Source organism: Knoellia flava TL1 (assembly GCF_000768675.1).
GTDB classification, from domain to species: domain Bacteria; phylum Actinomycetota; class Actinomycetes; order Actinomycetales; family Dermatophilaceae; genus Knoellia; species Knoellia flava.
Genome location: NZ_AVPI01000007.1, coordinates 78,598 through 104,463, shown reverse-complemented (window position 1 = coordinate 104,463; position 25,866 = coordinate 78,598). Strand labels below are relative to the sequence as shown.

The 25,866-nt window shown below is 71.8% G+C and carries 24 protein-coding genes and 1 pseudogene; 11 read left to right on the top strand and 14 right to left on the bottom strand.

Annotated features, from left to right (window positions below):
• The 6 genes and pseudogenes from N798_RS03970 to N798_RS03945 all read right to left on the bottom strand — a co-directional run.
• Nucleotides 1-914: pseudogene (locus N798_RS03970) on the bottom strand (hypothetical protein); the annotation flags it as partial.
• An 11-nt stretch (nt 915-925) separates the two neighbouring features.
• Nucleotides 926-1,741, bottom strand: a complete 816-nt coding sequence (locus N798_RS03965) for a PP2C family protein-serine/threonine phosphatase (protein ID WP_035946414.1) — start codon at nt 1,739-1,741, stop codon at nt 926-928.
• A complete protein-coding gene (locus N798_RS03960; protein ID WP_035946412.1) occupies nt 1,738-2,217 on the bottom strand; it encodes a hypothetical protein in 480 nt (159 codons plus the stop codon). The genes N798_RS03965 and N798_RS03960 overlap by 4 nt, the downstream gene beginning before the upstream one ends.
• Before the next feature lie 117 nt (nt 2,218-2,334).
• On the bottom strand, nt 2,335-3,786 hold the full coding sequence (locus tag N798_RS03955; RefSeq protein WP_035946411.1) for a CCA tRNA nucleotidyltransferase: 1,452 nt from the start codon (nt 3,784-3,786) through the stop codon (nt 2,335-2,337).
• Between the two features lie 85 nt (nt 3,787-3,871).
• Nucleotides 3,872-5,152, bottom strand: coding sequence for an NAD(P)/FAD-dependent oxidoreductase (locus N798_RS03950; protein WP_035946410.1), 1,281 nt, complete (start codon nt 5,150-5,152; stop codon nt 3,872-3,874).
• A gap of 111 nt (nt 5,153-5,263) precedes the next feature.
• Nucleotides 5,264-6,394, bottom strand: coding sequence for a PucR family transcriptional regulator (locus tag N798_RS03945; protein WP_052116889.1), 1,131 nt, complete (start codon nt 6,392-6,394; stop codon nt 5,264-5,266).
• 114 nt (nt 6,395-6,508) lie between these two features.
• Here N798_RS03945 and N798_RS03940 point away from each other — a divergent pair, with 114 nt between their 5' ends.
• From N798_RS03940 to trxA, 6 genes are all read left to right on the top strand, one after another.
• Nucleotides 6,509-6,991 carry an NUDIX hydrolase gene (locus N798_RS03940; RefSeq protein WP_035946409.1) on the top strand — a complete coding sequence of 161 codons (483 nt, stop codon included), beginning with the start codon at nt 6,509-6,511 and terminating at the stop codon, nt 6,989-6,991.
• A 63-nt stretch (nt 6,992-7,054) separates the two neighbouring features.
• Nucleotides 7,055-9,220, top strand: a complete 2,166-nt coding sequence (locus tag N798_RS03935; protein WP_035946407.1) for a hypothetical protein — start codon at nt 7,055-7,057, stop codon at nt 9,218-9,220.
• A 19-nt stretch (nt 9,221-9,239) separates the two neighbouring features.
• Nucleotides 9,240-9,821, top strand: coding sequence for an RNA polymerase sigma factor SigM (gene sigM, locus N798_RS03930; protein WP_035946405.1), 582 nt, complete (start codon nt 9,240-9,242; stop codon nt 9,819-9,821).
• Between the two features lie 85 nt (nt 9,822-9,906).
• A complete protein-coding gene (locus tag N798_RS03925) occupies nt 9,907-10,686 on the top strand; it encodes a hypothetical protein (protein WP_035946404.1) in 780 nt (259 codons plus the stop codon).
• A gap of 100 nt (nt 10,687-10,786) precedes the next feature.
• Nucleotides 10,787-11,806, top strand: coding sequence for a thioredoxin-disulfide reductase (gene trxB / locus N798_RS03920; protein WP_052116888.1), 1,020 nt, complete (start codon nt 10,787-10,789; stop codon nt 11,804-11,806).
• 62 nt (nt 11,807-11,868) lie between these two features.
• Nucleotides 11,869-12,195 carry a thioredoxin gene (trxA, locus tag N798_RS03915; RefSeq protein WP_035946403.1) on the top strand — a complete coding sequence of 109 codons (327 nt, stop codon included), beginning with the start codon at nt 11,869-11,871 and terminating at the stop codon, nt 12,193-12,195.
• Between the two features lie 105 nt (nt 12,196-12,300).
• On the opposite strand, the gene N798_RS03910 is transcribed toward trxA, so the two are convergent.
• The 8 genes from N798_RS03910 to rpmH all read right to left on the bottom strand — a co-directional run bounded on the left by N798_RS03910 (nt 12,301) and on the right by rpmH (nt 19,131).
• Nucleotides 12,301-13,446, bottom strand: a complete 1,146-nt coding sequence (locus N798_RS03910) for a ParB/RepB/Spo0J family partition protein (protein WP_035946402.1) — start codon at nt 13,444-13,446, stop codon at nt 12,301-12,303.
• Entirely contained in the window at nt 13,443-14,354 is a 912-nt protein-coding gene (locus tag N798_RS03905) for a ParA family protein (protein ID WP_035946442.1), read from the bottom strand. The genes N798_RS03910 and N798_RS03905 overlap by 4 nt, the downstream gene beginning before the upstream one ends.
• A 1,526-nt stretch (nt 14,355-15,880) precedes the next feature.
• The gene (gene rsmG, locus N798_RS03900; protein WP_035946401.1) at nt 15,881-16,576 is read right to left on the bottom strand and encodes a 16S rRNA (guanine(527)-N(7))-methyltransferase RsmG; all 696 of its coding nucleotides are present in this window, start codon (nt 16,574-16,576) and stop codon (nt 15,881-15,883) included.
• A gap of 20 nt (nt 16,577-16,596) precedes the next feature.
• Entirely contained in the window at nt 16,597-17,175 is a 579-nt protein-coding gene (locus N798_RS03895; protein ID WP_035946400.1) for a Jag family protein, read from the bottom strand.
• A gap of 90 nt (nt 17,176-17,265) precedes the next feature.
• A complete protein-coding gene (gene yidC / locus N798_RS03890; RefSeq protein ID WP_035946399.1) occupies nt 17,266-18,273 on the bottom strand; it encodes a membrane protein insertase YidC in 1,008 nt (335 codons plus the stop codon).
• Nucleotides 18,274-18,330: 57 nt separating this feature from the next.
• Nucleotides 18,331-18,624: a membrane protein insertion efficiency factor YidD gene (gene yidD, locus N798_RS03885; RefSeq protein ID WP_035946397.1), complete on the bottom strand. Its 294-nt coding sequence runs from the start codon at nt 18,622-18,624 to the stop codon at nt 18,331-18,333.
• Nucleotides 18,621-18,986 carry a ribonuclease P protein component gene (gene rnpA / locus N798_RS03880; protein ID WP_035946396.1) on the bottom strand — a complete coding sequence of 122 codons (366 nt, stop codon included), beginning with the start codon at nt 18,984-18,986 and terminating at the stop codon, nt 18,621-18,623. Before rnpA ends, yidD begins: the two co-directional genes overlap by 4 nt.
• Nucleotides 18,987-18,993: 7 nt before the next feature.
• Nucleotides 18,994-19,131, bottom strand: a complete 138-nt coding sequence (gene rpmH, locus N798_RS03875) for a 50S ribosomal protein L34 (protein WP_010849920.1) — start codon at nt 19,129-19,131, stop codon at nt 18,994-18,996.
• A 387-nt stretch (nt 19,132-19,518) separates the two neighbouring features.
• On the opposite strand from rpmH, the gene dnaA reads away from it, so the two are divergent.
• The 5 genes from dnaA (at nt 19,519) to N798_RS03850 (ending at nt 25,845) form a co-directional block, all read left to right on the top strand.
• Complete coding sequence (gene dnaA / locus N798_RS03870) at nt 19,519-21,138, top strand: chromosomal replication initiator protein DnaA (protein WP_035946395.1); 1,620 nt, start codon at nt 19,519-19,521, stop codon at nt 21,136-21,138.
• Nucleotides 21,139-21,748: 610 nt separating this feature from the next.
• A complete protein-coding gene (gene dnaN / locus N798_RS03865; protein WP_035946394.1) occupies nt 21,749-22,882 on the top strand; it encodes a DNA polymerase III subunit beta in 1,134 nt (377 codons plus the stop codon).
• 52 nt (nt 22,883-22,934) lie between these two features.
• The gene (gnd, locus tag N798_RS03860) at nt 22,935-24,047 is read left to right on the top strand and encodes a phosphogluconate dehydrogenase (NAD(+)-dependent, decarboxylating) (protein WP_035946393.1); all 1,113 of its coding nucleotides are present in this window, start codon (nt 22,935-22,937) and stop codon (nt 24,045-24,047) included.
• 9 nt (nt 24,048-24,056) lie between these two features.
• Entirely contained in the window at nt 24,057-25,253 is a 1,197-nt protein-coding gene (recF, locus tag N798_RS03855) for a DNA replication/repair protein RecF (protein ID WP_035946391.1), read from the top strand.
• Nucleotides 25,246-25,845: a DciA family protein gene (locus N798_RS03850; protein WP_035946390.1), complete on the top strand. Its 600-nt coding sequence runs from the start codon at nt 25,246-25,248 to the stop codon at nt 25,843-25,845. Before recF ends, N798_RS03850 begins: the two co-directional genes overlap by 8 nt.
• The last annotated feature ends 21 nt before the right edge of the window (nt 25,846-25,866 follow it).

Below are 25,866 nucleotides of genomic sequence, written 5' to 3'. Positions count from 1 at the left end.
CCGGCGGCCATGGGGGACGGGCCGGTGAGGCCCCAGTTGTCCGGTCCGGTCGGGCCGTCGGCGGCGTCGGGGACCTGCTGGCCGGGTGGCGGGGGCGCTGGGACGTCCGCGGGTGGGGCAGGCTGCGCGGCGGCGGGCTCGGAGGACCGGTCGCCCTCGGGCAGGGTGCGCCACGGCACGCTGTCGATGAGGACCTTCTTCTCCGGCTGCGGTGCGGGCTCGGGGACCACCCGTTCGGCGGGGGCGGCGCCGGCGTACTCCTCCGACGGCGGCAGGGTGAGGTCGGCCGGCGGCACGGGAGGGGCCTGCGGCTCGGGGTCAGGCACGAGCTCGGGTTCGGACACCGACCTGGCGTCCGGCTGCCCGTCCGGCTCCGCCTCGAGCGTCGGTGCGGGCGCCGGCTCTGGCTCTGGAGTCGGCTCCTGTTCGGGGGCAACGTCCGATTCGGGAGTCGGCTCAGGCTCGGCAGCGGGCTCCGGATCGACAGCGGCCTCCGGACCGGCAGCGGCCTCCGGCGCCGCGGCGGCCACGACCGGACGACCGAGCCGGCGCGGCTTCTTCCACCCGCCCCGGCCACCGGGGCCGGCCAGCTCGAGAGCGGAGGCCGCGACGTCGAGGTCGCGCCACGGCATACGGGCCTCTGCGGTGACGTCGTCACCGTCGGCGCGCACGACCGCCGCGCCGCGCACGACGACGCGCGCCTGCTCACCCGAGGAGTCGACGAGCGCGAAGTCGGGGAGGGCGCGCAGGCCGTCGCGCGAGAGGGCCTCGAGCACCTCGGCGACACCGGCCCCGAGCGGGCCGCGCAGGTCGTCGGCGAAGGCCGCGGATCCCTGCACGAGGAGGTGGCGCTCACCCGCGGACAGAGAGACCCAGCCCGCGGGGGTCCGGGTCGTGACCTCGGTGCTGCTCACGGTGTTCGTCCTCAGGTCGGCATCAGGGTGTGACGCGGCGCGGTGTCGGCCTCGTCGTTGTCATCCTCGTCCGAGTCGAAGGCGACGACGACGACACTGATGTTGTCACGTCCACCGTTGTCGAGGGCGGCCCGGCACAGGGAGTCCGCGACCTCCTGCGGGTCGTCGTACTTCTGCAGGGCCACCATGATCGTCCGGTCGTCGACCTCGTTGGACAGGCCGTCGCTGCACAGGACGAAGCGCTCGCCCGGGTGCGGGGGGAAGACCCAGACGTCCGCGTTGGGCCCCGGGTCGGTGCCGAGGGAGCGGGTGATGATGTTGCGGAGCGGGTGGCGCAGCGCCTCCTCGGCCGTGATGATGCCGGCGTCGACCATCTCGCGGACCTCGGAGTGGTCCTGGGTCACGAGGCTCATCCGGTTGCCGAGGAAGCGGTAGACGCGCGAGTCACCGACGTTGAAGACGATCCAGTGGTCGGCGCCCCCGGCGTCCACGACGGTGAGCCCGGCGACCGTCGTGCCCATGCCGGTCTGCTCGGGGTTGCGGGCGGCCGACTCGAGGATGTTGCCGTTGACGCGGCGCAGGAGGGCGACGACGTCCTCGGAGCGCACGTGCGTGCGGGTGTTGAGCTCACCGAGGAGCCGGACCGCGATGCCGCTCGCGACCTCTCCCGCGGCGTGCCCGCCCATCCCGTCGGCGATGGCGTAGACGAGTCCCTCGGCGATGAGCGCGTCCTCGTTGTGGTTGCGGACCCGGCCCACGTGCGTGGCCGCGCCGGAGCGGATCCGGACGTCGGGTCCGGTGAGCGAGGCGTAGTGCCGGCCGCTCACGCGCCGCCGCCCATCGGGTCGACGACCGCCGTCTCGAGGATCGACTGGACGGTCTCGTAGTCCTGCTCGGAGTCGGGCCCGGCGATGCGGCCGGTGACCCGCACGAGCTGCACGACCTCGCCCGCCTCGACCGCGGTGACGAGGTGCACGAGGTAGACCGGCTCGCCGTCCTCGATCCACGACACGTTGAGCCCGGTCCACTCTCGGCCCTCGAGGTCGACGACGAAGGTCTCGTCCGCCTCGCCCTCGTCGTGCTCGCCGGCCTGGGCCGCGAGGTCGTCGACGAGGTCGTCGGTGCTCGCCTCGCGCGACGTGTGGACGTATGCCGTGAGCTCCGGAGCGAGGTCGCCTCCCCTGCCGTGGACGGCACGCAGGAGCGCGTCGCCGCCGGGCTCGACGGTCCAGTCGTCGGGCAGCGTGAGCTCGATGCGCGGATAGGCCGGGCTGAGGGCGCTGGGATGGCCCACCGTGGGCATCGGGCCACCTCCATGGGGACGGGAAACGGCACCCTCGCGGGTGCGCTGCAGGAGCCGAACCAGCCTAGCCGGGTCGGCGCGGTCGGCACGATGGGGAGGACTCCCCGTCGCTGCTGGTCAGGAGGGGTCGGACTCCGGCTGCTCGGCCCACCAGGAGCGGAGCCGCTCGGTGGCGGCCTCCCGCCCGATGGGGCCCTCGTCGAGCCGGACGGCGAGGAGGTGCTTGTAGGCGCGGCCGAGCACCGGGCCCGGGCGGATGCCGAGGACCTCGGCGATCTCGTTGCCGTCGAGCTCGGGTCGGACCGCGGCGAGCTCCTCGGCGGCCATGAGCTCCTCGATGCGGGCCTCGAGCTCGTCGTAGGTGCGCGAGAGCCGCTGGGCCTTGCGGACGTTGCGGGTCGTGCAGTCCGCGCGGGTGAGGCGGTGCAGCCGCTGGAGGAGCGGGCCGGCGTCGGTGACGTAGCGGCGCACGGCCGAGTCGGTCCACTGCCCGTCGCCGTAGCCGTGGAAGCGCAGGTGCAGCTCGACGAGCCGGGCGACGGCCTTGACCGTCTCCTTGTCGAACCGCAGGGCTCTGAGCCGCTTCGCGGTGAGCTTGGCGCCGACGACCTCGTGGTGGTGGAAGCTCACGCCGCCACCCGGCTCGAACCGGCGCGTGGCGGGCTTGCCGATGTCGTGGAGCAGTGCGGCGAGCCGCAGCCAGAGGTCGGGGCCGGGCACCGAGTCGGGTGGTCCGTCGGCCGGGCCCTCGAGGGCGATGGCCTGGTCGAGCACGATGAGCGAGTGGACGTAGACGTCCTTGTGGCGGTGGTGCTCGTCGACCTCGAGCTTGAGTGCGGGCAGCTCGGGCAGGACGTGGGCCGCGAGGCCGCTCTCGGCCAGCAGCTCGAGGCCGGGGCGGGGCGCCGGCGCGAGGAGCAGCTTGACGAGCTCGTCCCGCACCCGCTCGGCCGAGACGATCTCGATCGTGGACGCCATGGCGCGCATCGCCGTCAGGACCTCGGGCGCGGGTGCGAGCCCGAGCTGCGCGACGAAGCGCACGGCGCGCATCATCCGCAGCGGGTCGTCGCCGAAGCTCACCTCGGGTGCCGAGGGCGTGCGCAGCTGCCTGGTGCCGAGGTCCGCCAGGCCGCCGTGGGGGTCGACGAACTCGAGGCTCGGCAGTCGCAGGGCCATCGCGTTGACGGTGAAGTCGCGGCGGACGAGGTCCTCCTCGAGCGACTCCCCGAACGCGACGACGGGCTTGCGGGTCACCCCGTCGTAGGCGTCGGCGCGGTAGGTCGTCACCTCGACCGTCGTCTCGGACCCGCCCTCGCGGCGGACCGCGCCGATGGTGCCGAACTCCCGGCCCACGTCCCACGTCGACGAGCCCCACGCGCGCAGGATTGCCTCGGTCTCGTCGGGCGAGGCGCTCGTCGTGAAGTCGAGGTCGGGCGGCGTCCGCCCGAGGAACGCATCTCGCACCGGGCCGCCGACGAGGGCCAGCTCGTGCCCCGCTGCGGTGAACCGCTCCCCGATGTCGGTGAGCAGGGGCAGCACGGGAGCGAGCCGGGAGACGGCCTGCTTCATGAGCGCGGCGGGAGGCGGAGAGGACGACACGACGACCAAGGATAGGTGTCGCGAGCACACGGCCGGTCCGGCCGCGGATCGACGCCTAGGGACGCAGCGGGTCGAACGCGGTGAGCAGGGCCCGGTCGTCGGCGCTCGACGTGCCGGTCATCGCACCAGCGAGGAGCCTCCCCGTGAGCGGACCGAGCGCGACGCCCCACATGCCGTGGCCTCCCGCGACGAAGACGCGGTCCGAGCGGCTGGCGCCGACGAGCGGCAGGCCGTCCGTGGTGCACGGGCGCGAGCCGACCCACTCGTCGTGCCGCTGCGACCAGTCGACACCCTTGAACATGGGTGTGGCGGCGTCGACGATGGCCTTGACCCGGCGCGGGTCGAGCGGGTCGTCGGGGCGGCGGAACTCCATCATCCCAGCGACTCGCAGGCCCTCCTCGGGCTTGCCGAGCGGCGTGCAGGCCACCCGCTGCGTCGGGAAGTAGACCGGTCCGGTCGGCACCTGGTCGGGGTGCACGGTGAAGCTGTAGCCGCGCCCCGCCTGGACGACCTTGCGTATGCCGTGTGCCCGCGCGAGTCCCCCGACCCAGCTGCCGTTCGCGAGGACGACGGAGTCGGCGACGACCGACTCCCCGTTCGCGAGGGTGACGCGGACCTCGGTGCCCCGCTGCGTGACGTCCGCGACGCGCTGCCCCGTGGCGATCTCACCACCGCGGGCCACGACGGCGTCCGCGAGCGCGTGGACGAACCGGCCGGGGTTGAGGTAGCGCTGGCCGTGGAGACGGACCCCGTGCGTCACGGCGTCGCCGAGCGACGGCGCCAGGGTATGCAGCGCGTCCCGGTCGAGCAGCTCGAAGTCGGTGAGTCCGCCGGTCGCGGCGACGTGGCGGAACTCCTCGACGAGGACCGACCGGTCGGCCTCGCTGACGAACCCGGCGAGGAACGGCTCGGCGTCGAGCGTGGGCTCCTCCACGCGACCGGTGCCCTCGTGCTCGGTGAGCGCGTCGAAGGCCGACAGGGCGCCGGCGTTGGCGAGGTTGAAGACCTCGATGGCCTTGTTCCAGTGGCCGGGGGTGCAGTGGCGTGCGAAGCCGGCAAGGAACTGGACGAGGCGCCGGTCGGCCCGGACGGGCACGTAGACCGGTGAGTCCGGCCTGAGCGTCGCGAGGATGCCCTGCTTGAGGATCGCGGGCTCGGGGAGCGGCAGGGTCAGCGCGGGTGCGAGCCAGCCGGCGTTGCCCCACGACGAGCCGGCGGCGACTCCCTCGGAGTCGAGCACCGTGACGGTGACGCCCTGCTCCTGGAGGTACCAGGCGGTGGAGAGACCCACCATGCCGGCGCCGACGACGACCACGTGCTGGGGTTGCTGTGCCATGCCTCCGAAGTCTGGTCCGGTCCGGCACCGGCGTCTGTGCCCGAAAGGCCACGGTTGCGAGGCGACCGTTGTGCGATCGGCCAAGGGCCCCCGGTCCCGTGCGGCGGTCGACTAGCGCCGGGAGCGCAGGTCGACCATGAGGGCGAGGCGGGTCGCGGGGTCCGCGACGTCCACGCCGCACGCCTCGCGCGCCTTGCGCAGCCGGTTGCGCACGGTGTTGGGGTGCACGGTGAGGGCGGTGGCGGCTGCACTCACCTCGCCGGCGTCCAGGAAGGCCCGCACGGCGTCGACGAGCCCGCTCTCGTGGAGGCGGTCGTGCTCGCGCAGGCGGGCGAGTGGGCCCGAGCCGCCGTGTCGCTTGAGGAACCCGTCGAGCCGGTCGACGAGGACGTCGGCGAAGACGTCCTCGAGGGCGGCGACCTCACCGGTGCGCCCGCGGCGTGCGAGCGCCTCCGCGACCTGGTCGGCGACGATCCGGGACTCGGCCAGGTTGCCGGCCTCCGTGGGGGCGCCCAGACCCACGACGAGCTGGTCCCCGCCACCGAAACGACGCAGGAAGTCGTCGAGGATCCGGCGGGCCGGGTCCGCGGGCAGGACCCCGAGGATCCCGCGGTCGATGCCCGCGCACAGCGCCGTCGGAGCCACGGCCGACAGGTGCAGGGTGAGCGGGCCCAGGGCACGGCGCGCCGCCTCGGGTCCTCGGATCGAGACCGCCACCCACCTCCCGGTCATCGTGTGGTCGGCGGCGACCTCGTCGGCGGCGTCACCACCCGCGAGCAACGTCGTGACGAGGTGGGTGCGCTCACGTCGCCCGCGGTCGGCGAGCGCCTGCTCCGCACGCAGCCGACGGGCCACGAGCGGGGCGGCCTCGACGAGCGTGGCGACCTGGGCCGGGCTGGGACCGCCCGGGATGGCGGCCCAGATCGAGCCGACGAGCACCCCCTCGTCCCGCACCGCGACGACGGCGCGCGCCACCATCTCCTCGGCCGGCAGGTCGACGGTGATGACCTCGTCGGAGGTCCGCAGCCGGTCGAAGACCCCCGTGGCGGCGATGGCCTCGCGGTACCTCAGCGGCACCTGGCGGCCGAGGATCGTGCTGATCCTGGCCTCGTCGACGTCCTGGTCGCCTCCGGAGAACGCGATGACGATGGTGTCACGGTCCTCGATCGTCACCGGCGCCCCGAGGAGGCCGGCCAGCGACGTGGCGATGTCGAAGAGGTCGCCGTCGAGGTCCAGTGGCACGGCGCGAGCATACGACCGGGGTGGTCGGCACCCGGTGTGTCGCGCCCCGACCGTGACGGCCGCCGCCGTCCGCACGCGAGGTGGCGTCGGGACCGTCGTGGTTAGAGTGACCAGATGAGTCACGCCGCAGCCGAGCCGCCCCGGGTCTTCCGGCGGCTCCCCGCGGTCGAGGAGCGCTCCGCCGGCGGCGTCGTCGTCGACGTCCAGGACGGCGAGGCGGTCATCGCGGTCATCGCCCGGCGCAACCGGGCCGGCCGCGTCGAGTGGTGCCTGCCCAAGGGACACATCGAGGGTGCCGAGACCCTCCCGCAGACCGCCGCCCGCGAGGTCGCCGAGGAGACCGGCATACAGGGCAACGTCCTCATCGAGCTGGGGACCATCGACTACTGGTTCGCGGTCGGCGAGCGCCGGATCCACAAGTACGTCCACCACTACCTCCTCGAGGCGGTCGGTGGCGACCTCACGATCGAGAACGACCCGGACCACGAGGCGATCGACGTCGCGTGGTTCCCGCTGCGCGACGCGCACCGCCACCTCACCTTCCCCAACGAGCGCCGGATCGCGCGTCTGGCCTGGCAGCGGCTCGCCGGAGACTGAACCGGGACCGGAGCGGTGGCCCGCCTAGGATGGTCGCCACTACCCGAGCGGAAGGGGCACCCGTTGGAGGGCGTCGGACCCGGAACCACCCTCGACGGGCGGTACACCACCCAGCGCAGGATCGAGCAGCGCCACGGGTGTGAGCGATGGACCGCCGACGACACCACGCTGGGGCGCTCGGTCGTCGTGCTGTGCCTGCCCGACTCCGACCACCGCGCGAGTGCCGTCCTCGACGCCGGCCGCCGAGCCGCGAGTCTCGACACGCCCACGCTGCACCGCGTCCTCGACGTCGGCCGCGAGCGCGGAGTGGCCTGGGTCGTCGAGAGCGACGTGGCCGACTCCCGGTCCTTGGCCCAGCTCGTCCACGAGGGCGGCATCCCCGCCGACGAGGTCCGCCGGATCGTCGGCGAGGTCGCCACCGCTCTCGAGTCCGCCCGCCAGCGCGGGCTGCACCACCTCGACCTGCGGCCCGAGGACGTCCTGCGCACGACCGACGGGGAGGTCCGCCTCCGCGGCGTCGCCACGAGTGCCGCCATCGTCGAGCTCGACGACGTCGAGTCCGAGGACGCCTCCCGACGCGACGCCATCGGTGTCGTCTCCCTCGCGTATGCCGGCCTCACCGGTCTGTGGCCCGGTGACGGTGAGACGTCGCTCGGGTCCGCCCCCCGCGTCCTCGGCGGGGTCGCCGCACCCTCGGAGATCGCCGCCGGCGTGCCCCGCGACCTCGACGCGCTCTGCCGGCTCACGCTCGGTGACGACCAGGGACCGACCTCGCCGGGTGACTTCGCGCGTCAGATCGCTCCGTGGCCCTCGCGCCAGGTCGCCGGCCGCTCGACGATCGCGACGACGGGTGCAGTCGACCCGCGAGTGCCCGCCTCGCTCACCGCGGCCAGCACGGTCGCACCGGTGGCACCGGCCGCACCGGTCGCCCCTCCCGCCCTGGAGCCCGCGGCAGCGGGCAGGCCGGAGCCGGAGACGCCGAGAGCGGCGGCCGGTGCCGGGCCGGTCCCGGATGCCGCCGACCGGGAGCGGGACGGCCACGGGGCCGTGGAGGCCGACGACGAGCCCACGCACGAGATCGAGGTCTTCGACGACGACTCCCCCACGCGGGTCATCGACCGCAGCGCCGTGGGCACGCCCGCGACCGAGGCGATCGCGGTTCCCGACCGGTCCTCCGCGGCTCCCACGTTCCAGCCCCGGACCAGCGACGAGCCGGGCTCCGGTTCCTCGAGCGGGGCCGACAGCACCGCCGTGCTGCCCGTCGTCCCGGCCCCGGCGCGACGCGAGCGCGCCGAGGGCGCTGAGGACCGCGACGACGAGCGGGACCCGGGCCCGACACCGGCCGCCGCGGCAGCAGCCGCCGCGGGTGCTGCGATGGCGGGTGCTGGTGCGGCCGTGGCCGGCGCCATGAGCCGGGCGGGGTCGCGGGTCGGCACGTTCGGTCGCCAGGTGAGCGAGCGAGCCACCGAGAAGGTCGCCGAGCGCCGTGGGTTCCGCGAGCGCATCACCGCTCCGAACGCACCCGGCCTCACGGCCGACGGAGAGCGGGTCCGTCCCGGCACCGGTGTCGACATCTCGCTCGAGCCGCCCGCACCGCTCGTCCCGGCCGAGCCGCTCACCAAGGACGAGTCCAAGCTCGCTCTCGGCATCGTCGCGGGCTTCCTCGTCCTCGCGCTCATCGTGGGCATCATCGGCGTGATGAAGATCGGGTCCAACACCGACCTCGACTTCGGCGGCGTCCCCGCCAGGAGCCCGAGCACCTCCGCCCAGGCGAGCGGCACTCCCTCCGCGGGCGCCTCCCCCAGCGCCGGTGGCGAGAAGCTCCAGATCCTCGCCGCGGACGGGTTCGACCCTCAGGGCGACGGGCGGGAGAACGGCACGCGCGCCCCCCGCGTCTTCGACGGCAACCCCGAGACGGCCTGGCAGTCGGAGGGCTACGGCTCGGCCGCGCTCGGTGGGCTCAAGCAGGGCGTTGGCGTCATCGTCGACCTCGGCCCCAACGTCGCGGCCCGCAGCATCACCCTCACGCTCGGCAACACCGCCGACGTCGAGGTCTACGTCGCCGGCGACAGGACACTGAGCGGCGCCACGAGGGTGGGCCAGAAGAGCTCGGCCGACGGGTCGGTGACGTTCCCGGTCAAGCAGGGCACGGCGGGCCAGTACGTCATCGTGTGGTTCACGAAGCTCACCCAGGACGACAACGGCCGCTACCGCGCGGTGCTCGGCTAGGTCGAGGTCAAGAACTGAGATGGACGGCCTCGAGGACGCCTCGGACCGCGCCCTCATGGCCCGGCACCTCGAGGGCGACCCCGACGCCTTCGGTGAGATCTTCCGCCGGCACCGCGACCGGCTGTGGGCGGTGGCCGTCCGCACGACGAACGACCGCGAGCTGGCCGCCGACTGCGTGCAGGACGGCTTCGTCAACGCCTTCCGCCGGGCAGCGTCCTACCGGGGCGACGCCGCCGTCTCGACCTGGTTGCACCGCATCGTCGTCAACGCCTGCCTCGACAGGCTCCGGCGTGAGCGCGACGTGCTCCGCCGCGCCGGGGACGTCGCCGACATCGACGTCGTCGACCGGCACGACCGGCACGGCGAGGCCGAGACCGGTCTCGACGTGCGCGCGGCCCTCGCTGCCCTCCCGGAGCACCAGCGGCTCGCCCTCGTCCTCGTCGACATGCACGGTATGCCGGTCGCCGAGGCTGCGGAGGTCCTCGAGGTCGCGGTCGGGACGGTGAAGTCGCGGTGCGCCCGGGGCCGTGAGGCCCTCGCCGCTCTGCTCGCCGACAGCGGCCTCGCCGACGGACGCCGGGAACCTCGGGAGCGCGCATGACGTCCTACCCGGGAGAGGCCACCATGCCCCGGACGGCCCGCGACGTCGGCGGGTCGATGTCCCCCACCCAGGAGAGGAGGCGCGCGTGAGCCTGCACGACGACGAGTCCGACCCCACGGGCATGCGGGAGCTGCTCCGCGGCCTCCCCGACCCGGGACCGATGCCCGACGACCTTGTGGCCCGGATCCGGTCCTCCCTCGCCGAGCTCCCCGCCGCTCATGCGGTCCCCGCTGCGGACGCTGCCGCACCGGCCGTTTCACGTGGAACGCGGACGGGCACCGACTCGGACCGACCATCGTGGTGGGCGCGCACGGGCCCACGTCTCGCGGTGGCCGCCGCCGTCCTCCTCGGTGGGGGTGCGGTGGCGTCGGGCCAGCTCGGCCTCCTCGCCACGAGCAGCGACAACGCGTCGACCTCGGCCGACAGCTCGGTGGGTGGCCGGGCCGATGAGGGTGCCGCCGGGTCCGACAGCGGCTCGACCACCCCCGAGTCACTCCAGACCGCGCCCGTGATGCGACAGACGGTGCCCGGCCCGGTCGTCGTCACGATGTCCGGGCGTCGCTACACGACCGCCTCGTTCGCCGCGCAGGTGTCGTCCACCACCGGGTCGACACCAACCGGACCGCTCGCCGCGGAGTCGCCCGGAATCGGCCCGATCGGCACCGAGATCGGCGTGCGGTCGTGCCTCGTGGCCCTCGGCCTGCCCGAGGAGACGGGCGCCCGCGTCGACCTCGCCCCGTTCGACGACGAGCCGGCAGCGGTCGTCGTCGTGACCCACGGCGGTGGGCGGACGGCATACGCGGTCGGTCGCGACTGCTCGATCGGCAACCCGTCGCTCCTCGCGGGTCCGGTCGAGCTGCCCTGACCGCGGGTCGGGCGGTGTGTCGGGAATCCCGAGCGCCTAGGATCGGTTGCACCTGACCACCGCATGTAGCGGTGGTTCCCCATGACAGACACAAGGGACGGTGTTCGTGAGTTCCCCCGCCGACACGACTGACGGCCAGGACGTGCGCAACGTCATCATTATCGGCTCCGGCCCCGCCGGCTACACCGCGGCGGTCTACGCCGCCAGGGCCAACCTCCACCCGGTCCTCTTCGAGGGCGCCGTCACCGCCGGTGGCGCGCTCATGAACACGACCGAGGTCGAGAACTTCCCCGGCTTCCGCGACGGCATCATGGGACCCGACCTCATGGATCAGATGCGGGCCCAGGCCGAGCGCTTCGGCGCCGAGCTCGTCACCGACGACGTCACCTCGGTCTCGCTCGACGGCGACATCAAGTCGGTCGTCGACGGTGAGGGCCGCACGTGGCGTGCCCGCTCGGTCATCCTCGCGATGGGCTCGGCCTACCGCGAGCTCGGGCTTCCCGACGAGAAGCGTCTCTCCGGCCACGGCGTCTCGTGGTGTGCGACGTGTGACGGCTTCTTCTTCCGCGACCAGGACATCGCCGTCGTCGGTGGTGGCGACTCCGCCGTCGAGGAGGCCACCTTCCTCACGAAGTTCGCCCGCTCGGTGACGATCGTGCACCGCCGCGACGAGCTGCGCGCCTCGAAGATCATGGCCGAGCGCGCCCTCACCAACGACAAGATCCGGTTCGCCTGGAACAGCGAGGTCGTCGCCGTCAACGGTGGCGACAAGCTCACCGGTGTCACGCTGCGCGACACGGTCACGGGTGTCGAGAGCGACCTCGACGTCACGGGCCTGTTCATCGCCATCGGGCACGACCCGCGCAACGAGCTCGTCAAGGGCGTCGTCAACCTCGACACCGAGGGTTATGTCCTCGTCGAGGGCCGGTCGACGCGCACCAACCTGCCCGGCGTCTTCGCCTGCGGTGACCTCGTCGACCACACCTACCGTCAGGCCATCACGGCGGCCGGGTCCGGCTGTGCGGCCGCCCTCGACGCCGAGCGCTTCCTCGCGGCGGTCGAGCAGGACCACGCCCCCGCCCAGGAGGCGGCCCGCGTCGCCGCCGTCGTCGCGCCCTGACCACCCGCGCATCCGCGCGTCCCCGACCACTCCTCATCACCGACCCCAGGAAGGACCCCCACATGGGAGCCACCCGCACCACCGACGACGCCTCGTTCGACGCCGACGTCGTCAAGAACTCCAAGGTCACCCTCGTCGACTTCTGGGCCCCTTGGTGTGGCCCGTGCAAGGCGATCGCTCCCGTCCTCGAGGAGATCGCGCGTGACCACTCCGACAAGCTCGACGTCGTGAAGCTCAACACCGACGAGAACCCGGCGATCACCGGCAAGCTCGGCATCACCTCGATCCCGACGATGCACGTCTACAAGGACGGCGAGATCGTCAAGACGATCGTCGGCGCCAAGCCGAAGCCGGCTCTGCTGCGCGAGCTCGAGCCCTTCCTGGCCTGATCCGTCGGCCACGACGACGAGGCCCCGGTCCTGTTGGACCGGGGCTTCGTCGTTGTCACTCAATCCCGCTGTGGCACAACGGAATTCGCTCTTGTTCGGCCCTCGTCAGCGTGCCCCGCGGAGGTTCATCGCGTCGAGGATCCGGTTGAGGTCCTCGACGGAGGCGAAGTCGATCGTCACCTTGCCGCGGTTCTTGCCGAGGGCGATCCCGACCCGCGTCTCGAGCCGGTCGGACAGGTCTGCGGCGATGTCGTCGAGCTGTGGGTGGCGACCACCCGCGCGCGGACGGCGCTTGGTCGGCTTCTCGTCCTCGACGCCGAGCGCGACGATCTCCTCGACCGACCGCACCGACAGTCCCTCGGCGACGATCCGCTGGGCCAGCCGCTCCATGGCCGCGCCGTCCCCGACTCCAAGGAGTGCGCGGGCGTGCCCGGCGGAGAGGACACCGGCGGCGACGCGACGGGCCACCATCGGGGGCAGCTTGAGCAGGCGCAGCGTGTTGCTGATCTGCGGGCGTGACCGGCCGATGCGACCGGCGAGCTCCTCCTGGGTGCAGCCGAAGTCGTCAAGGAGCTGCTGGTAGGCCGCCGCCTCCTCGAGCGCGTTGAGCTGGCTGCGGTGGAGATTCTCGAGGAGCGCGTCACGCAGGAGGTCGTCGTCCTCGGTGGCCTTGATGATGGCCGGGACGGAGTCCTTGCCGGCCTCGCGGCTCGCCCGCCAGCGACGCTCGCCCATGATGAGCTCGAACTCGACGCCCTCGGGGACGTCGGTGGCGTCCGCGGGGATGCGTCGCACGACGACCGGCTGGAGCACCCCGATCTCCCGGATGCTGTGGACGAGCTCGGCGAGGTCGTCCTCGTCGAAGACGGTGCGCGGCTGGCGCGGGTTCGGGCGGATCGAGTCGAGCGGCACCTCGGCGAACTGGGCACCCGGGACGGCGACGAGGTCGGGCTCGTCGGTCGGGGTCGCCATCGAGGGCGACGCTTCCTCGGTGGTGCCGGTCGTCGAGCCGTTCGGGGCGCTGACCTGCGACGATGCCGGCAGGTCGGCCGGCGTCGGAGCACCCTGGGTGTGGGTGTCGACAGGGGCAGCACCGTCCGTGGGGCGCTCCTCGGTGGCCACCGATCCGGCCGCGGGTGCGTCCGGGCGCTCCTTGAAGAAGACGTCCGTGGGTCGGGTCGTGCTGCCACCTCCACCCGGCGGGATGAGGGCTCCGAGGCCGCGGCCCAGGGCACGTCGCTTGTCACTCATGAACGGTCCTCGCTGTTCTCGGCGGCGTTCTGCGCGGCCATCTCGGAGGCGGCCTCGAGGTAGGAGAGGGCGCCGCTGCTGTTGGGGTCGTAGGTCATGACGGTCTGTCCATGGCTCGGCGCCTCGGAGATGCGCACCGACCGCGGCACCGTCGCCCGCAGGGTCTGGTCCGGGAAGTGGTTGCGAACCTCCTCGGCGACCTGCGCCGACAGGCGGGTGCGGCCGTCGTACATCGTGAGGAGGATCGTCGACACGTGGAGCGCCGGGTTGAGGTGGTCCCGGATGAGCTCGATGTTGCGGAGCAGCTGTGACAGACCCTCGAGCGCGTAGTACTCGCACTGGATCGGGATGAAGACCTCGCTCGCAGCGACGAAGGCGTTGACCGTGAGCAGCCCGAGACTGGGCGGGCAGTCGACGAAGACGTAGTCGAGGCTCTCGCCGCGCTCAGCAAGCTCAGCCCTGTATGCCGTCACGGCCTTCTGGAGCCGCGTCTCGCGTGCGACGAGCGAGACGAGCTCGATCTCGGCGCCGGCCAGGTCGATCGTCGCCGGGGCGCAGAGGAGGTTCGGCACGTCGGGGCACTGCTGGACGACCTTGGCCAGCGGGTCACCGTCGACGAGGACGTCGTAGATGCTCGCGACCTCGGAGTGGTGCTCGATCCCCAGCGCCGTGCTCGCGTTGCCCTGCGGGTCGAGGTCGATGACGAGCACCTTCGCGCCCGCCTGGGCCAGTGCCGCGGCGACGTTCACGGTCGTCGTCGTCTTGCCGACGCCACCCTTCTGGTTCGCGACCGTGAGCACGCGGGTCTCGGCAGGACGGGGCAGCTCACGACCCGAGAGGGTGATCCGCTTGCGGGCGTCCTCGGCGACGGCCATGGCCAGTGGCGTGTCGTCCCCGACGGCGGGCAGGTCGGCGACGTCCTCGTAGGCCTCACGGTTGACGTTGGCCAGCGCCTCCTGAGCCTTCTGGGACTCGCTCGTCTCTGCCTCTGTGCCGTCCCGCTCCCCCGTTTCACGTGAAACGTCCTCCGTCGCGGTCCCGTCGGTGACGAGGTGCGTGTCGGCGGGAGCCGGTATGTCGGCCTGCTCGTTGACGGGCGCCGTCGCAGGCACGTCGTGCGCGCCAGATGGCGTGGCGTTCCCGTCGCCATCGCTCTGCTCGGGGTCGCTCTCCCCAGACGCCCTCGGCGTTTCACGTGAAACACCGCGGTCCACGCCATCGTCACCCGGCCACCCCAGCGGGGTCGTCTCGGAGCCGGGGAGCGCCGGGAAGCCCAGCCCTGGGGTCACACGGCGTTCGGTCTCGACTGCCATCGTCGGGATCCACCTCACGGTCGTTGGTCGGGAACAGCCAATCCAACCCCGTCGTCCCTCGACACGCCAAACCGACCCGCGCGCCGTCGTGAGATTGCGCTAAAGGCGCAATGTTTCACGTGAAACATCGCCGAGGTCGACAGGGTCCCAGCATGACTCGTTGGGAGCGGACAGAGCTCCGTGACCCCTTTCGCACACCGGGACACACTCAGGAAGTGTGGTGCTTGGGTGGTGTGACTGCCACGGCCCATGGACAGATCCGCTGCCCAGTACGCGACTGTGTCCAGCGCCGGTGTGGCCGCCGAGTTCGCCCCTGACTGGGTGATGCGGAGAGCACGTCCCTTCAGTTCGGGCTGCATGAGGGCACCTGTCGTGACGTCCGCGGACGTGCCCACCTTCGCAGTCATCTGGGGGCCCGCGCCGAGGGTGGGTCATCATCCAGGCCCCCGAGACAGGCACGTACCTCAAGGTCCATGTCGGCGCACCGCGGATCCGACGGTGAGGCGACCGGGGGCCGACGCCACGGGCGAATGCACACATCCGGTGCTGGGTCGTCATCGCTGGGGTCTCTGTTCGCGCCGAGACAACAGCCACGCGAGAAGAGCAGGCGGCCCCAGCCGGTCCCCTGCCGCCGGCTCCGATTGTGCCGGCACCTGGGCGTCGCCGTCGGCTCTGCCCTGTGGTGCGTGTGTTGTCTCACCCAGTCAAGGACTGAGGCTCGGTGTGCCGCCGTTGACGTGTTTCACGTGAAACACGTCCACACGGGTGACGTCTCGGCCTCGAGCCCAAGCCAACGCTCCCAGGGAGCGCACTGACCTCTTCGGGCAAGGGTCGGTTCCTTCCGAGCGTGCCGATCTCTGTCGGGAGCGGCGCAGTCTGCGCCTGGCGTGCGAATTGCCCTTCGAGCGAGGCCCAGGGGCTGCGGCGCGGATAGGCCTCGCTCTCTGTCCGTCCAGCCACCCTGGCCGGAGGAACACGATGCGTGCGTCCGCGATCCCCCCGTCGCCAGGACCGGGCCCATCGCAGAACGACGAACCGCCCGCCGAACCTTCGAAGCCCTCTTCACGCGACGAGGCCCCGGCTCCCTCAGGGGAACCGGGGCCTCGGCAGACAGTCGGCGTTCAGCGCTTGCGTGAGCCCTTCCGGGATGATCCGGCCCTGCGCACCTTCGGTTCGAACGAGAGGTCCAGCGTGAGCGTCGGCTCCTCGAGGACCGACCCGCCGTGCTCCGAGATGACGGCCTCGACGAGCCCGAGCTTCGTGAGGTCCCGACGGTCCGCGTCGAGCTCTTCCTGGGCCGAGCGTCCCTTCATCGCGACGACGGTGCCGCGGCCGTCGAGGAGTGGGACGCACCACCGGGCGAGCTTGGCCGTCCGCGCCACGGCGCGGGCGGTCACCCACGGAGCGCTGACGACGCCGACGAGCTCCTCGGCCCGTCCGCGGTGCACGGTGACGTTGTCGAGCCCCAGGTCGGTCACTGTCGCGGTGAGCCACTCGGTCCGCCGTTGCATCGGCTCGACGAGGTGCACGTCGAGGTCGGGGCGGGCGATGGCGAGAGCCACGCCGGGGAGGCCGGCGCCCGAGCCGACATCGATGAGCCTCGCGTCCTGCGGGAAGGCGTCCTCGATGACGGCGCAGTTGAGGACGTGGCGCTCCCACAGCCGAGGCACCTCGCGAGGGCCGATGAGGCCGTGACTCACGCCCGTGTCGGCGAGGATCTCGACGAAGCGGATGGCGGACGGCATACGGTCCCCGAACACCGCAGCCGCACCCGAAGGTGCGGCTGGCGGGGTGGTGTCGAACTCCTCGTCCGTCACCGTTTCACGTGAAACGTCGTTCACGCGGGCAGGACGACGACGTGGCGTCGCGGCTCCACGCCCTCGGACTCGGAGGAGAGGCCGGCGGCGAGGACCTCGTCGTGCACGACCTTGCGCTCGAAGGCGGTCATCGGCTCGAGCGAGCAGTTCTCACCGGTCTCCTTGACCGAGGCGATGGCCCCGCGGGCGATCTCGACGAGCTCGGCGCGACGACCCGACCGGTGCCCGGCGACGTCGAGCATGAGACGGCTGCGGTGTCCGGTCGCGGACTGGACCGCGAGCCGGGTCAGCTCCTGGAGGGCATCGAGCACCTTGCCGTTATCACCGACGAGACGGCGGGGGACGCGCCCCTCCTCGGAGTCGACGATGGCGACAGCGGCACGGTCGCCATCGATGTCGACGTCGATGTCTCCGTCGAGGTCGCAGATGTCGAGCAGGCTCTCGAGGAAGTCGGCGGCGACCTCCCCCTCCTTCTCGAGGTCGGCGGGAGCGGCTGCGGCCGGCTCCGCCGCCGGCGTGTCGACGGTGTCGGTCGCCTCGGGAGCCTGGCTCTCGTCGGCCTCGTCGGTCTCGACGGCCTGGTCGGTGACGTCACTCATGGGGTGTTCCTCTCATGGCGGTCGACGACGGCGTCGACCGGTCCGGGGCCGCATCGTCGCAGGTCAGGGACCTGATGCGGCAGAAATGGTTCAGTTGTCCTGCTGCGAGGGCTTGGGCGTGACGGTGCCCTGACCGCCCTTCTTCTTAGCGCGCTTCTTGCCCTTGGGCTGGGTGCGCTGCCCGACCTTCGCCGCAGCCTCGGCCGCCGCAGCCTCCTCGGCCGCCTTGCGCTCGGCCTCGCCCGGGATCGGCTTGCCGCGCTTGGCGAGACGCTCGTGGAGGGCCTTCTCGGCCGCCGAGCCGGGGGCCGGCATCTTGCGGATGACGTAGAACTGCTGGGTCATCGACCAGACGTTCGTCGTGAACCAGTAGAGCAGGACGCCGATCGGGAAGTTGATGCCGGAGACCGCAAAGACGATCGGCATGACGTACATGATGAGCTTCTGCTGCTTGGCGAACGGGTTGTCGAGCGCCGACGCCGGCATGTTCTTCGTCATGAGCTGGCGCTGCGTCGTGAACGTCGTCGCCGACATGAGGATGATGAGCACGATCGTCACGACGTAGGTCGCCGTGTTGTTCGCACCGAGGAAGGTGTCGGAGAGCTGGGCGCCGAAGAGCGTGGCCTGCTCGGCCTGGGAGGCCACCGACTGGGTGATCGGGCCGATCTTCTCCTTCGTGCCGGCACCGATCTCGTCGAGACCGTTGAGGACGCGGAAGAGACCGAAGAAGAAGGGTGACTGCACGAGGATCGGCAGGCACGAGGAGAAGGGGTTCGTCCCCTCCTGGCGATAGAGCGCCATCGTCTCCTGCGTCATCGCCTGGCGCGACTCGGGATCGGTCTTGCCCTTGTACTTCTTCTGGATCTTCTGCAGCTCGGGCTGGATGAGCTGCATCTTCCGCGAGGCGTTGATCTGCTTGACGAACAGCGGGATCATCGCGGCGCGCATGACGATGACGAGGCCGATGATCGACAGGCCCCAGGCGAGGCCGGACGCCGGGTCGAGTCCCAGGGTCGTGAACGCCTGGTGGAAGCCGTACATGATCCACGCGACGAGAAGCTCGATCGGGTAGAGCAGGCTGTTGAAGAAGTCTCCCATGCTGTCCTTCAGTCGGTCCGGCGTCGTCGCCGGGGATGGGCCCACGCGGGGCGTGGGTCAGGTGGTGGTCTCGTGGGGGATGTGGCGCGCGACGAGCTCGCCGTCATCCGGCTGTCCCGGCAGCGGCGGGACATGGTCGACCCCGCCGGGCGACCAGGGGTGACACCTGCCCAACCGGCGAGCAGCCAGCCAGGTTCCCCGGAACAGGCCGTGCCGGCTCAGGGCGGTCACGGCATACGCGGAGCAGGAGGGGTAGTAGCGGCAGCTGGGTGGGGTCAGCGGCGACAGGACGAGCTGGTAGGCGCGCACGAGCCACACGAGCGGCTTGGCGGCGACCTGACCCAGCGTCATCCGGCGACCTCCAGTCGGCCAATTGCCTTGTGCAACAACGGAATCAGCGCATCAGAGAGCTGGGCGAACGTCGCTGTGGCGGCCGCCGGCTGGGCGCGCACGACGATGTCACAACCAGTCGGTATGCCGTCCAGCCGGCTCGCGACGATGGCGCGCAGCCGGCGCTTGGTCCGGTTGCGGACCACGGCGTTGCCCACGGCCCTGGACACGACGAAACCGACCCGCGGCGGGAGTCCCGCACGAGAGTCGGTCACGTTGGCGTGCACCACGAGGATCCTCGATCCCGCTCGCGTCGCACCGGGGGCGCGGATCGCCGACGCGAAGTCCGACCGCGTCCGCAGTCGGTTCGGCGCCGGCAGCACCGAAGCCTCAGGCCGAGAGCTCGGCGCGACCCTTGCGGCGACGGGCAGCCAGGATGGCGCGGCCGGCACGGGTCCGCATGCGCAGGCGGAAGCCGTGGGTCTTGGCCCGGCGGCGGTTGTTGGGCTGGAACGTACGCTTGCTCACGTCACATCTCTCTTCACGAGACGACCCACGCGTGGGACACGCAGGATCTGGGGCTGTCAGGGTGGTGCTGGTTCGGGGCTGCGGGCAGGCGTCGACGGCCGCCACAACAGGCTTGTCAACGGTACGGGAGAGCGTCTCCCCGGGTCAAACTCACCGAAACCGCTGACAGTCTCACGTCGAACCGACTAGGTTCCCACCTCGCGTGCCTCATCGGTGTCCGACACGCCGCCTCTCGCCCGCATCGACGGCGAGACCGCGCCGCGACGGGTTGCCGCGGGGTTCACCCCTTGTTAGCGTCACCCCGCATACCCACAGTCTGTGGACAACTCTGTGGACACGCGCACGAGGAACGTCGAAAGGTTGTGTGGTCAGGTGCCGGACGCGGGGATGGACCAGATCTGGCGCACGACGCTCGACGCGCTCGACTCCGACGGGATCCCCGTCCAGCAGCGCGCCTTCCTCTCGCTGGCCAAGCTCGTCGGCCTCCTCGACGACACGGTGCTCATCGCGGTGCCCAACGACTTCACCAAGGACATCGTCGAGACCCGGCTGCGCGACCGGGTGACGGACACCCTCAGCCAACAGCTCGGCCACACGGTGCGGCTGGCCGTCACGGTGGACCAGAGCCTGGGTGACATCCCCGTCCAGGACCCGCCGGCCCACGCAGTCACGGACCCCGACCACGGCGCACCGCTCGCGACGCACGAACCGGTCCCCGCACCGGGGGTCGACCACCTCAACGGTCTCGCGAACGGCGCACCGTCGGACCACGGTGCCCCCACGGTTGCTCTCCCCGGGGGTCCCACGGCCGGTGACGCCGACGGTCGCCGGGCCGAGCGGCGCGCCGAGCTCGACGGCATCGCCCTCGCCGACGACGAGGACCACGGGTCACGGCCCGACACGGCCACGACGCAGACCCGCTCGCCCGGTGCCCTGCGACCGCGCCCCGGCGCCGCCGTCCCCGAGCAGGTCGAGCTGACCCGGCTCAACCCGAAGTACACCTTCGACACCTTCGTCATCGGCGCGAGCAACCGCTTCGCCAACGCGGCCGCGCTCGCCGTGGCGGAGACGCCGGCCAAGGCCTACAACCCGCTCTTCATCTACGGCGAGTCAGGGCTGGGCAAGACCCACCTGCTCCACGCCATCGGGCACTACGCCCGCAACCTCTTCCCGCACGTCAAGGTGCGCTACGTGAACTCCGAGGAGTTCACCAACGACTTCATCAACAGCATCCGCGACGACAAGGCGGCGAACTTCCAGCGCCGCTACCGCGACGTCGACGTGCTCCTCATCGACGACATCCAGTTCCTCCAAGGCAAGGTCCAGACCCAGGAGGAGTTCTTCCACACGTTCAACACCCTCCACAACGCCAACAAGCAGGTCGTCATCACGAGCGACCTGCCCCCGAAGCTGCTCAGCGGCTTCGAGGAGCGGATGCGCAGCCGGTTCGAGTGGGGGCTCATGACCGACGTCCAGCCGCCCGACCTCGAGACCCGGATCGCGATCCTGCGCAAGAAGGCGGCCCAGGAGCGGCTCAGCGTCCCCGACGACGTCCTCGAGTTCATCGCCTCGCGGATCACGACGAACATCCGCGAGCTCGAGGGCGCGCTCATCCGTGTCACGGCCTTCGCCAGCCTCAACCGGCAGCCGGTCGACATCTCGCTCGCCGAGATCGTGCTCAAGGACCTCATCCCGCACGACAGCTCGAACCAGATCACGAGCGCGACGATCATGGCGCAGACGGCCGCCTACTTCGGGCTCACGCTCGAGGACCTCCAGGGCCAGTCCCGCTCGCGCGTGCTCGTCACCGCTCGCCAGATCGCGATGTACCTCTGCCGCGAGCTCACCGACCTCTCGCTCCCCAAGATCGGCCAGCAGTTCGGCGGGCGTGACCACACGACCGTCATGCACGCGGACAAGAAGATCCGCCAGCTCATGGCCGAGCGCCGGGCGATCTACAACCAGGTCACCGAGCTGACGAACCGGATCAAGCAGCAGTCCCGCTGACCCGTCCGCCCACAGGACGGCCTCTGTCCACAGCCCGATCCACAGCTGTGGGTCGGGCTTCACCTTTTCGTCATCTTTCACCGTCCACAGGGATGCGAGCACGCGCCATCCACTGCCTGTGCACAACTCTGTGGACAACCATGCCTGTGGATGGTGCTGGGGACGGCGGCACGAGCCCGGCCATCCCCAAGACCTGTGGACAACTGTGGACAACCGCCGCAGCGAGGTGGACGACAGGTGACGCGGCCGTGGACGGGGGCGGACGGCATACGGGGCGTGCACAGGCGACCGGCCGACTTCCACACGGCGTCCACGGGTCATCCACGGCCGCCATGAGCCGCTGACCTGCGCAAACGGAGGTCTGTCCACAGGATCCACACCTCCTACAACCCTGACGAGATCCCTCAATCTCCTGTCCAGCCCCGAGAACCTGCTTGTGGACCCCTACGACCCGAGCCCGCGAAATGACAATTCCCGGCACGGGTGACCGTGCGCTCGTTCGTGCACTAATGTCGTGGTTCCCGCGCGCCCGGGCTCCCCGACGTGCGCGGACTTCTTGTCGTTGTCCGTCGGGCGCCGCGAGGCACCCCCACAGTGAGGTCGGTATGCCGTGAAGTTCCGCGTCGAGCGTGAGGTCCTGGCCGAGGCGGTCACCTGGGTAGCCCGCGGACTTCCGGCGCGGCCGCCGGTCCCGGTGCTCGCCGGCATCCTCCTCGAGGCCAGTGACGAGGGCACCGTGACGCTCTCGGCGTTCGACTACGAGGTGTCCGCCCGGCTCACCGTGCCCGCCGAGGTGAGCGAGCCCGGGACCGTGCTCGTCCTCGGCCGCCTCCTCGCGGACATCTCGCGCAACCTGCCGAACAAGCCGGTCGACGTCGAGGTGCAGGGCTCCAAGGTCCAGGTGACGTGTGGCTCGAGCCGGTTCAGCCTGCTCCAGATGCCCTCGGACGACTACCCGACCCTCCCGGCCTCGCCCGAGCCCAGCGGGTCGATCGACGGTCACGTCTTCACCCAGGCCGTGAGCCAGGTGTCGGTCGCGGCCGACCGCGGCGACACCCTGCCGATCCTCACCGGCGTGCGCGTCGAGATCGAGGGCGACAAGATGACGCTCCTCGCGACCGACCGCTACCGCCTCGCGATGCGCGAGCTCACGTGGAACCCCGCCGACAGCGCCGCGAGCCACGTCGTGCTCGTCCCGGCGCGCACCCTCGCCGACACGGCCCGGTCGCTCGGGGCCAGCGGCTCCATCGACGTCGCGCTCGGCTCGGCCGCCGGTGGCGACGGGCTCGTCGGCTTCGAGGCCGGCTCGCGCCGCACGACGACCCGCCTGCTCGACGGCGAGTACCCCAAGGTGAGCTCGATCTTCCCGTCGACGTCCGAGACCGAGGCCGTCATCAACACCGCCGAGCTCGTCGAGGCCGTCAAGCGCGTCGCCCTCGTCGCCGAGCGCAACACCCCGGTCCGCCTGCGCTTCACCGAGGGCCAGGTCGCGATCGAGGCCGGCACCGGCGAGGACGCCCAGGCGAGCGAGGCCGTCGAGGCCACGCTCACCGGTCCCGACATCGAGGTCGCCTTCAACCCGGGCTTCCTGCTCGACGGCCTCGGCGCCGTGGGCACCGACTTCAGCCGGCTCTCGTTCACCCAGCCCTCGCGCCCCGCCGTCCTCAGCGGACAGGCCGAGGCCGACGGCGAGGCGGACACGAGCTACCGCTACGTCATCATGCCGGTGCGCTTCGCGAGCTGAGCGGGCGTAGCCTGACGAACACTCGACCGTCTCCCACCTGAAGGGGTTGGCAATGCAACTCGGACTCATCGGCCTGGGCAAGATGGGCGGCAACATGCGCGAGCGCATCCGTCGCGCGGGCCACGAGGTCGTGGGCTACGACCGCAACCCCGACGTGTCGGACGTCCGGTCGCTCGCGGCGATGGTCAAGAAGCTCGAGGCCCCGCGCACGGTCTGGGTCATGGTCCCCCACGGCGACCCCACCCGCGAGACCGTCGCCAAGCTCGGTGAGCTGCTCGACAAGGGCGACCTCGTCATCGACGGCGGCAACAGCCGCTTCACCGACGACATCGAGAACGAGAAGCTGCTCAAGGCCAAGGGCATCGGCTACCTCGACTGCGGTGTGTCCGGTGGCATCTGGGGCCTCGAGAACGGCTACGGCCTCATGGTCGGCGGCACCAAGGCCAACGTCGCCAAGGCGATGCCGATCTTCGACGCGCTGCGTCCCGAGGGGCCGCGCGACGAGGGCTTCGTCCACGCCGGCGACATCGGCGCCGGGCACTACGTCAAGATGGTCCACAACGGCATCGAGTACGGCCTCATGCACGCCTACGCCGAGGGCTACGAGCTGCTCGCCAAGAAGGACATCGTCAAGGACGTCCCCGGCTCGTTCAAGGCGTGGAGCCGCGGCACCGTCGTCCGCTCCTGGCTGCTCGACCTCATGGTCAAGGCGCTCGAGGAGAACCCCGGGCTCGACGACGTCTCCGACTACACCGCCGACTCGGGTGAGGGCCGCTGGACCGTCGAGGAGGGCATCGCCAACGCCGTCCCCATGCCGGTCATCTCGGCCTCGCTCTTCGCCCGCTTCGCCTCGCGCCAGCAGTCCTCGCCGACGATGCAGGCCGTCGCGGCGCTGCGCGGTCAGTTCGGCGGCCACCAGGTCATGACGACCGCCGAGGGCGAGCAGCTCCGCTCGGAGGCGGCCGCGGGGCCCAAGGCGCCCGAGACCGCCAAGGCCAAGGCCGCCGCCAAGGAGAAGCCGACCAAGAGCGCCGCCAAGGCCGCGTCCAAGGGTCGCAAGGCCGCCGCGGCAGGCCCGTCGTCCGGATCGGGCGCGACCGGCGCGCCCGGCGGCCCGACCTCGGGCACCGCGTCGACGCGGAAGCGCGCCTCCAAGAAGGCCTGAGCGGGTCCGGTGTTCGTCCGGCACCTCACCGTCGGCGACTTCCGGAGCTATCCGAGCGCCGAGCTCCCGCTCGAGCCCGGCGTGACGACCTTCGTCGGGCTCAACGGGCAGGGCAAGACCAACCTCGTCGAGGCGATCGGCTACCTCGCCTCGCTGTCGTCGCACCGCGTGGCGAGCGATGCACCGCTCGTCCGGTTCGGCGCGGCCCAGGCGGTCATCCGCGGCGCCGTCATGCGCGAGGGCCGCGAGTCGATGGTCGAGCTCGAGATCAACCAGGGCCGGGCCAACCGCGCCCGGCTCAACAAGTCGCCGCTCACCCGCACCCGCGACGTCCTCGGCCAGGTGCGGACGGTGCTCTTCGCGCCGGAGGACCTCGCGCTCGTCAAGGGCGACCCGTCGGAGCGTCGGCGCTTCCTCGACGACCTCCTCGTCGCGCGCCAGCCGCGCTGGGCCGGCGCCCGGGGCGACTACGACCGGATCCTCAAGCAGCGCAACGCCCTGCTCAAGTCGGCGGCGCCGGTCCTGCGTGGCCGCGGCAAGCAGCGACGTCCCGTCGAGGGCCTCGACACCGCGTCGGAGCGCGAGAGTGCCCTGCACACCCTCGACGTGTGGAACACGCAGCTCGCGCAGGTCGCCGCTCCCCTGCTCTATGCCCGGCTGCGGCTGCTTCGCGACCTCGGTCCCCTGCTCGGCAAGGCCTACGACGAGGTGAGCGCCGGGCAGTCGGACGCGCGGGTCTCCTACCGCTCCTCGCTGCGCGAGGCGATGGCCGCACGGATCGCCGAGGGCGAGGTGCCCGAGCTCGAGGAGCTGCACGCCGAGCTGCTCGAGTCCTTCGCCGAGGTCCGTGCCCAGGAGATCGAGCGCGGCGTCACCCTCGTCGGCCCGCACCGCGACGACGTCGTCCTCACCCTCGGCGAGCTGCCGGCCAAGGGCTACGCCAGCCACGGCGAGAGCTGGAGCTTCGCGCTGGGACTCAAGCTCGCGGCATACCACCTCCTGCGGCACGACCTCGGCGACGACCCGGTCCTCATCCTCGACGACGTCTTCGCCGAGCTCGACGCGGGCCGGCGCGAGCGGCTCGCCGCGATGGTCGCCGACTGCGAGCAGGTCCTCATCACCGCGGCCGTCGAGGCGGACGTGCCCGGCGGGCTCCGCGGACGCACGTATGCCGTCTCGCTGGGTGAGGTGACCGCGCGTGAGTGACGACGTGGGTCCCGTTGCGGGACAGGCGAACTCGGGTGGAGGTGCGGTTCCGGCCGGAGCATCCTTCGGCGGGGAGGTTTCACGTGAAACCGACGACGCCTTCCTCTCGGCACCGGCCGACGCCCTCGCGAGGGCGCGCGCCGCGGCCCGGGCGCGCGGGCTGCGGCCCGGGGTCAAGCCGAAGCGGCGCTTCAAGGACGTCGTCGGCGGCGGCGGCGAGGGGCGGCGCGGTGGCCGCGACCCGCAGATGCTCGGCGACGAGCTCGACGCGTTCGTCAGCGAGCGCGGCTGGAAGGTCGACGTCGCCGTCGGCTCGGTGCTCGGCCGCTGGCCCTCGATCGTCGGCGCCGAGGTCGCGCAGCACTGCCAGCCCGTCGAGTTCGTCGACTCGGTGCTCACCGTGCGTGCCGACTCGACCGCGTGGGCGACGAACCTGCGCCTCATGTCCAACACCCTCATGGGCTCGCTCGCCCGCGAGGTCGGCGAGGGGACGGTGAGCGAGATCCGGGTCGTCGGCCCGAGCGCGCCGTCGTGGTCACGCGGGGCGCGTCGCGTCCAGGACGGCCGCGGCCCGCGCGACACCTACGGCTGAGCCGGGCCCAGACTGCGGTGG

Excerpts from the sequence above, each read along its gene's own strand:
- N798_RS03960 (WP_035946412.1), bottom strand. The coding sequence starts at position 2,217 with ATGCCCACGGTGGGCCATCCCAGCGCCCTCAGCCCGGCCTATCCGCGC.
- N798_RS03955 (WP_035946411.1), bottom strand. The coding sequence starts at position 3,786 with ATGAAGCAGGCCGTCTCCCGGCTCGCTCCCGTGCTGCCCCTGCTCACC.
- N798_RS03950 (WP_035946410.1), bottom strand. The coding sequence starts at position 5,152 with ATGGCACAGCAACCCCAGCACGTGGTCGTCGTCGGCGCCGGCATGGTG.
- N798_RS03940 (WP_035946409.1), top strand. The coding sequence starts at position 6,509 with ATGAGTCACGCCGCAGCCGAGCCGCCCCGGGTCTTCCGGCGGCTCCCC.
- sigM (WP_035946405.1), top strand. The coding sequence starts at position 9,240 with ATGGACGGCCTCGAGGACGCCTCGGACCGCGCCCTCATGGCCCGGCAC.
- trxA (WP_035946403.1), top strand. The coding sequence starts at position 11,869 with ATGGGAGCCACCCGCACCACCGACGACGCCTCGTTCGACGCCGACGTC.
- N798_RS03910 (WP_035946402.1), bottom strand. The coding sequence starts at position 13,446 with ATGAGTGACAAGCGACGTGCCCTGGGCCGCGGCCTCGGAGCCCTCATC.
- N798_RS03895 (WP_035946400.1), bottom strand. The coding sequence starts at position 17,175 with ATGAGTGACGTCACCGACCAGGCCGTCGAGACCGACGAGGCCGACGAG.
- yidC (WP_035946399.1), bottom strand. The coding sequence starts at position 18,273 with ATGGGAGACTTCTTCAACAGCCTGCTCTACCCGATCGAGCTTCTCGTC.
- yidD (WP_035946397.1), bottom strand. The coding sequence starts at position 18,624 with ATGACGCTGGGTCAGGTCGCCGCCAAGCCGCTCGTGTGGCTCGTGCGC.
- dnaA (WP_035946395.1), top strand. The coding sequence starts at position 19,519 with ATGGACCAGATCTGGCGCACGACGCTCGACGCGCTCGACTCCGACGGG.
- gnd (WP_035946393.1), top strand. The coding sequence starts at position 22,935 with ATGCAACTCGGACTCATCGGCCTGGGCAAGATGGGCGGCAACATGCGC.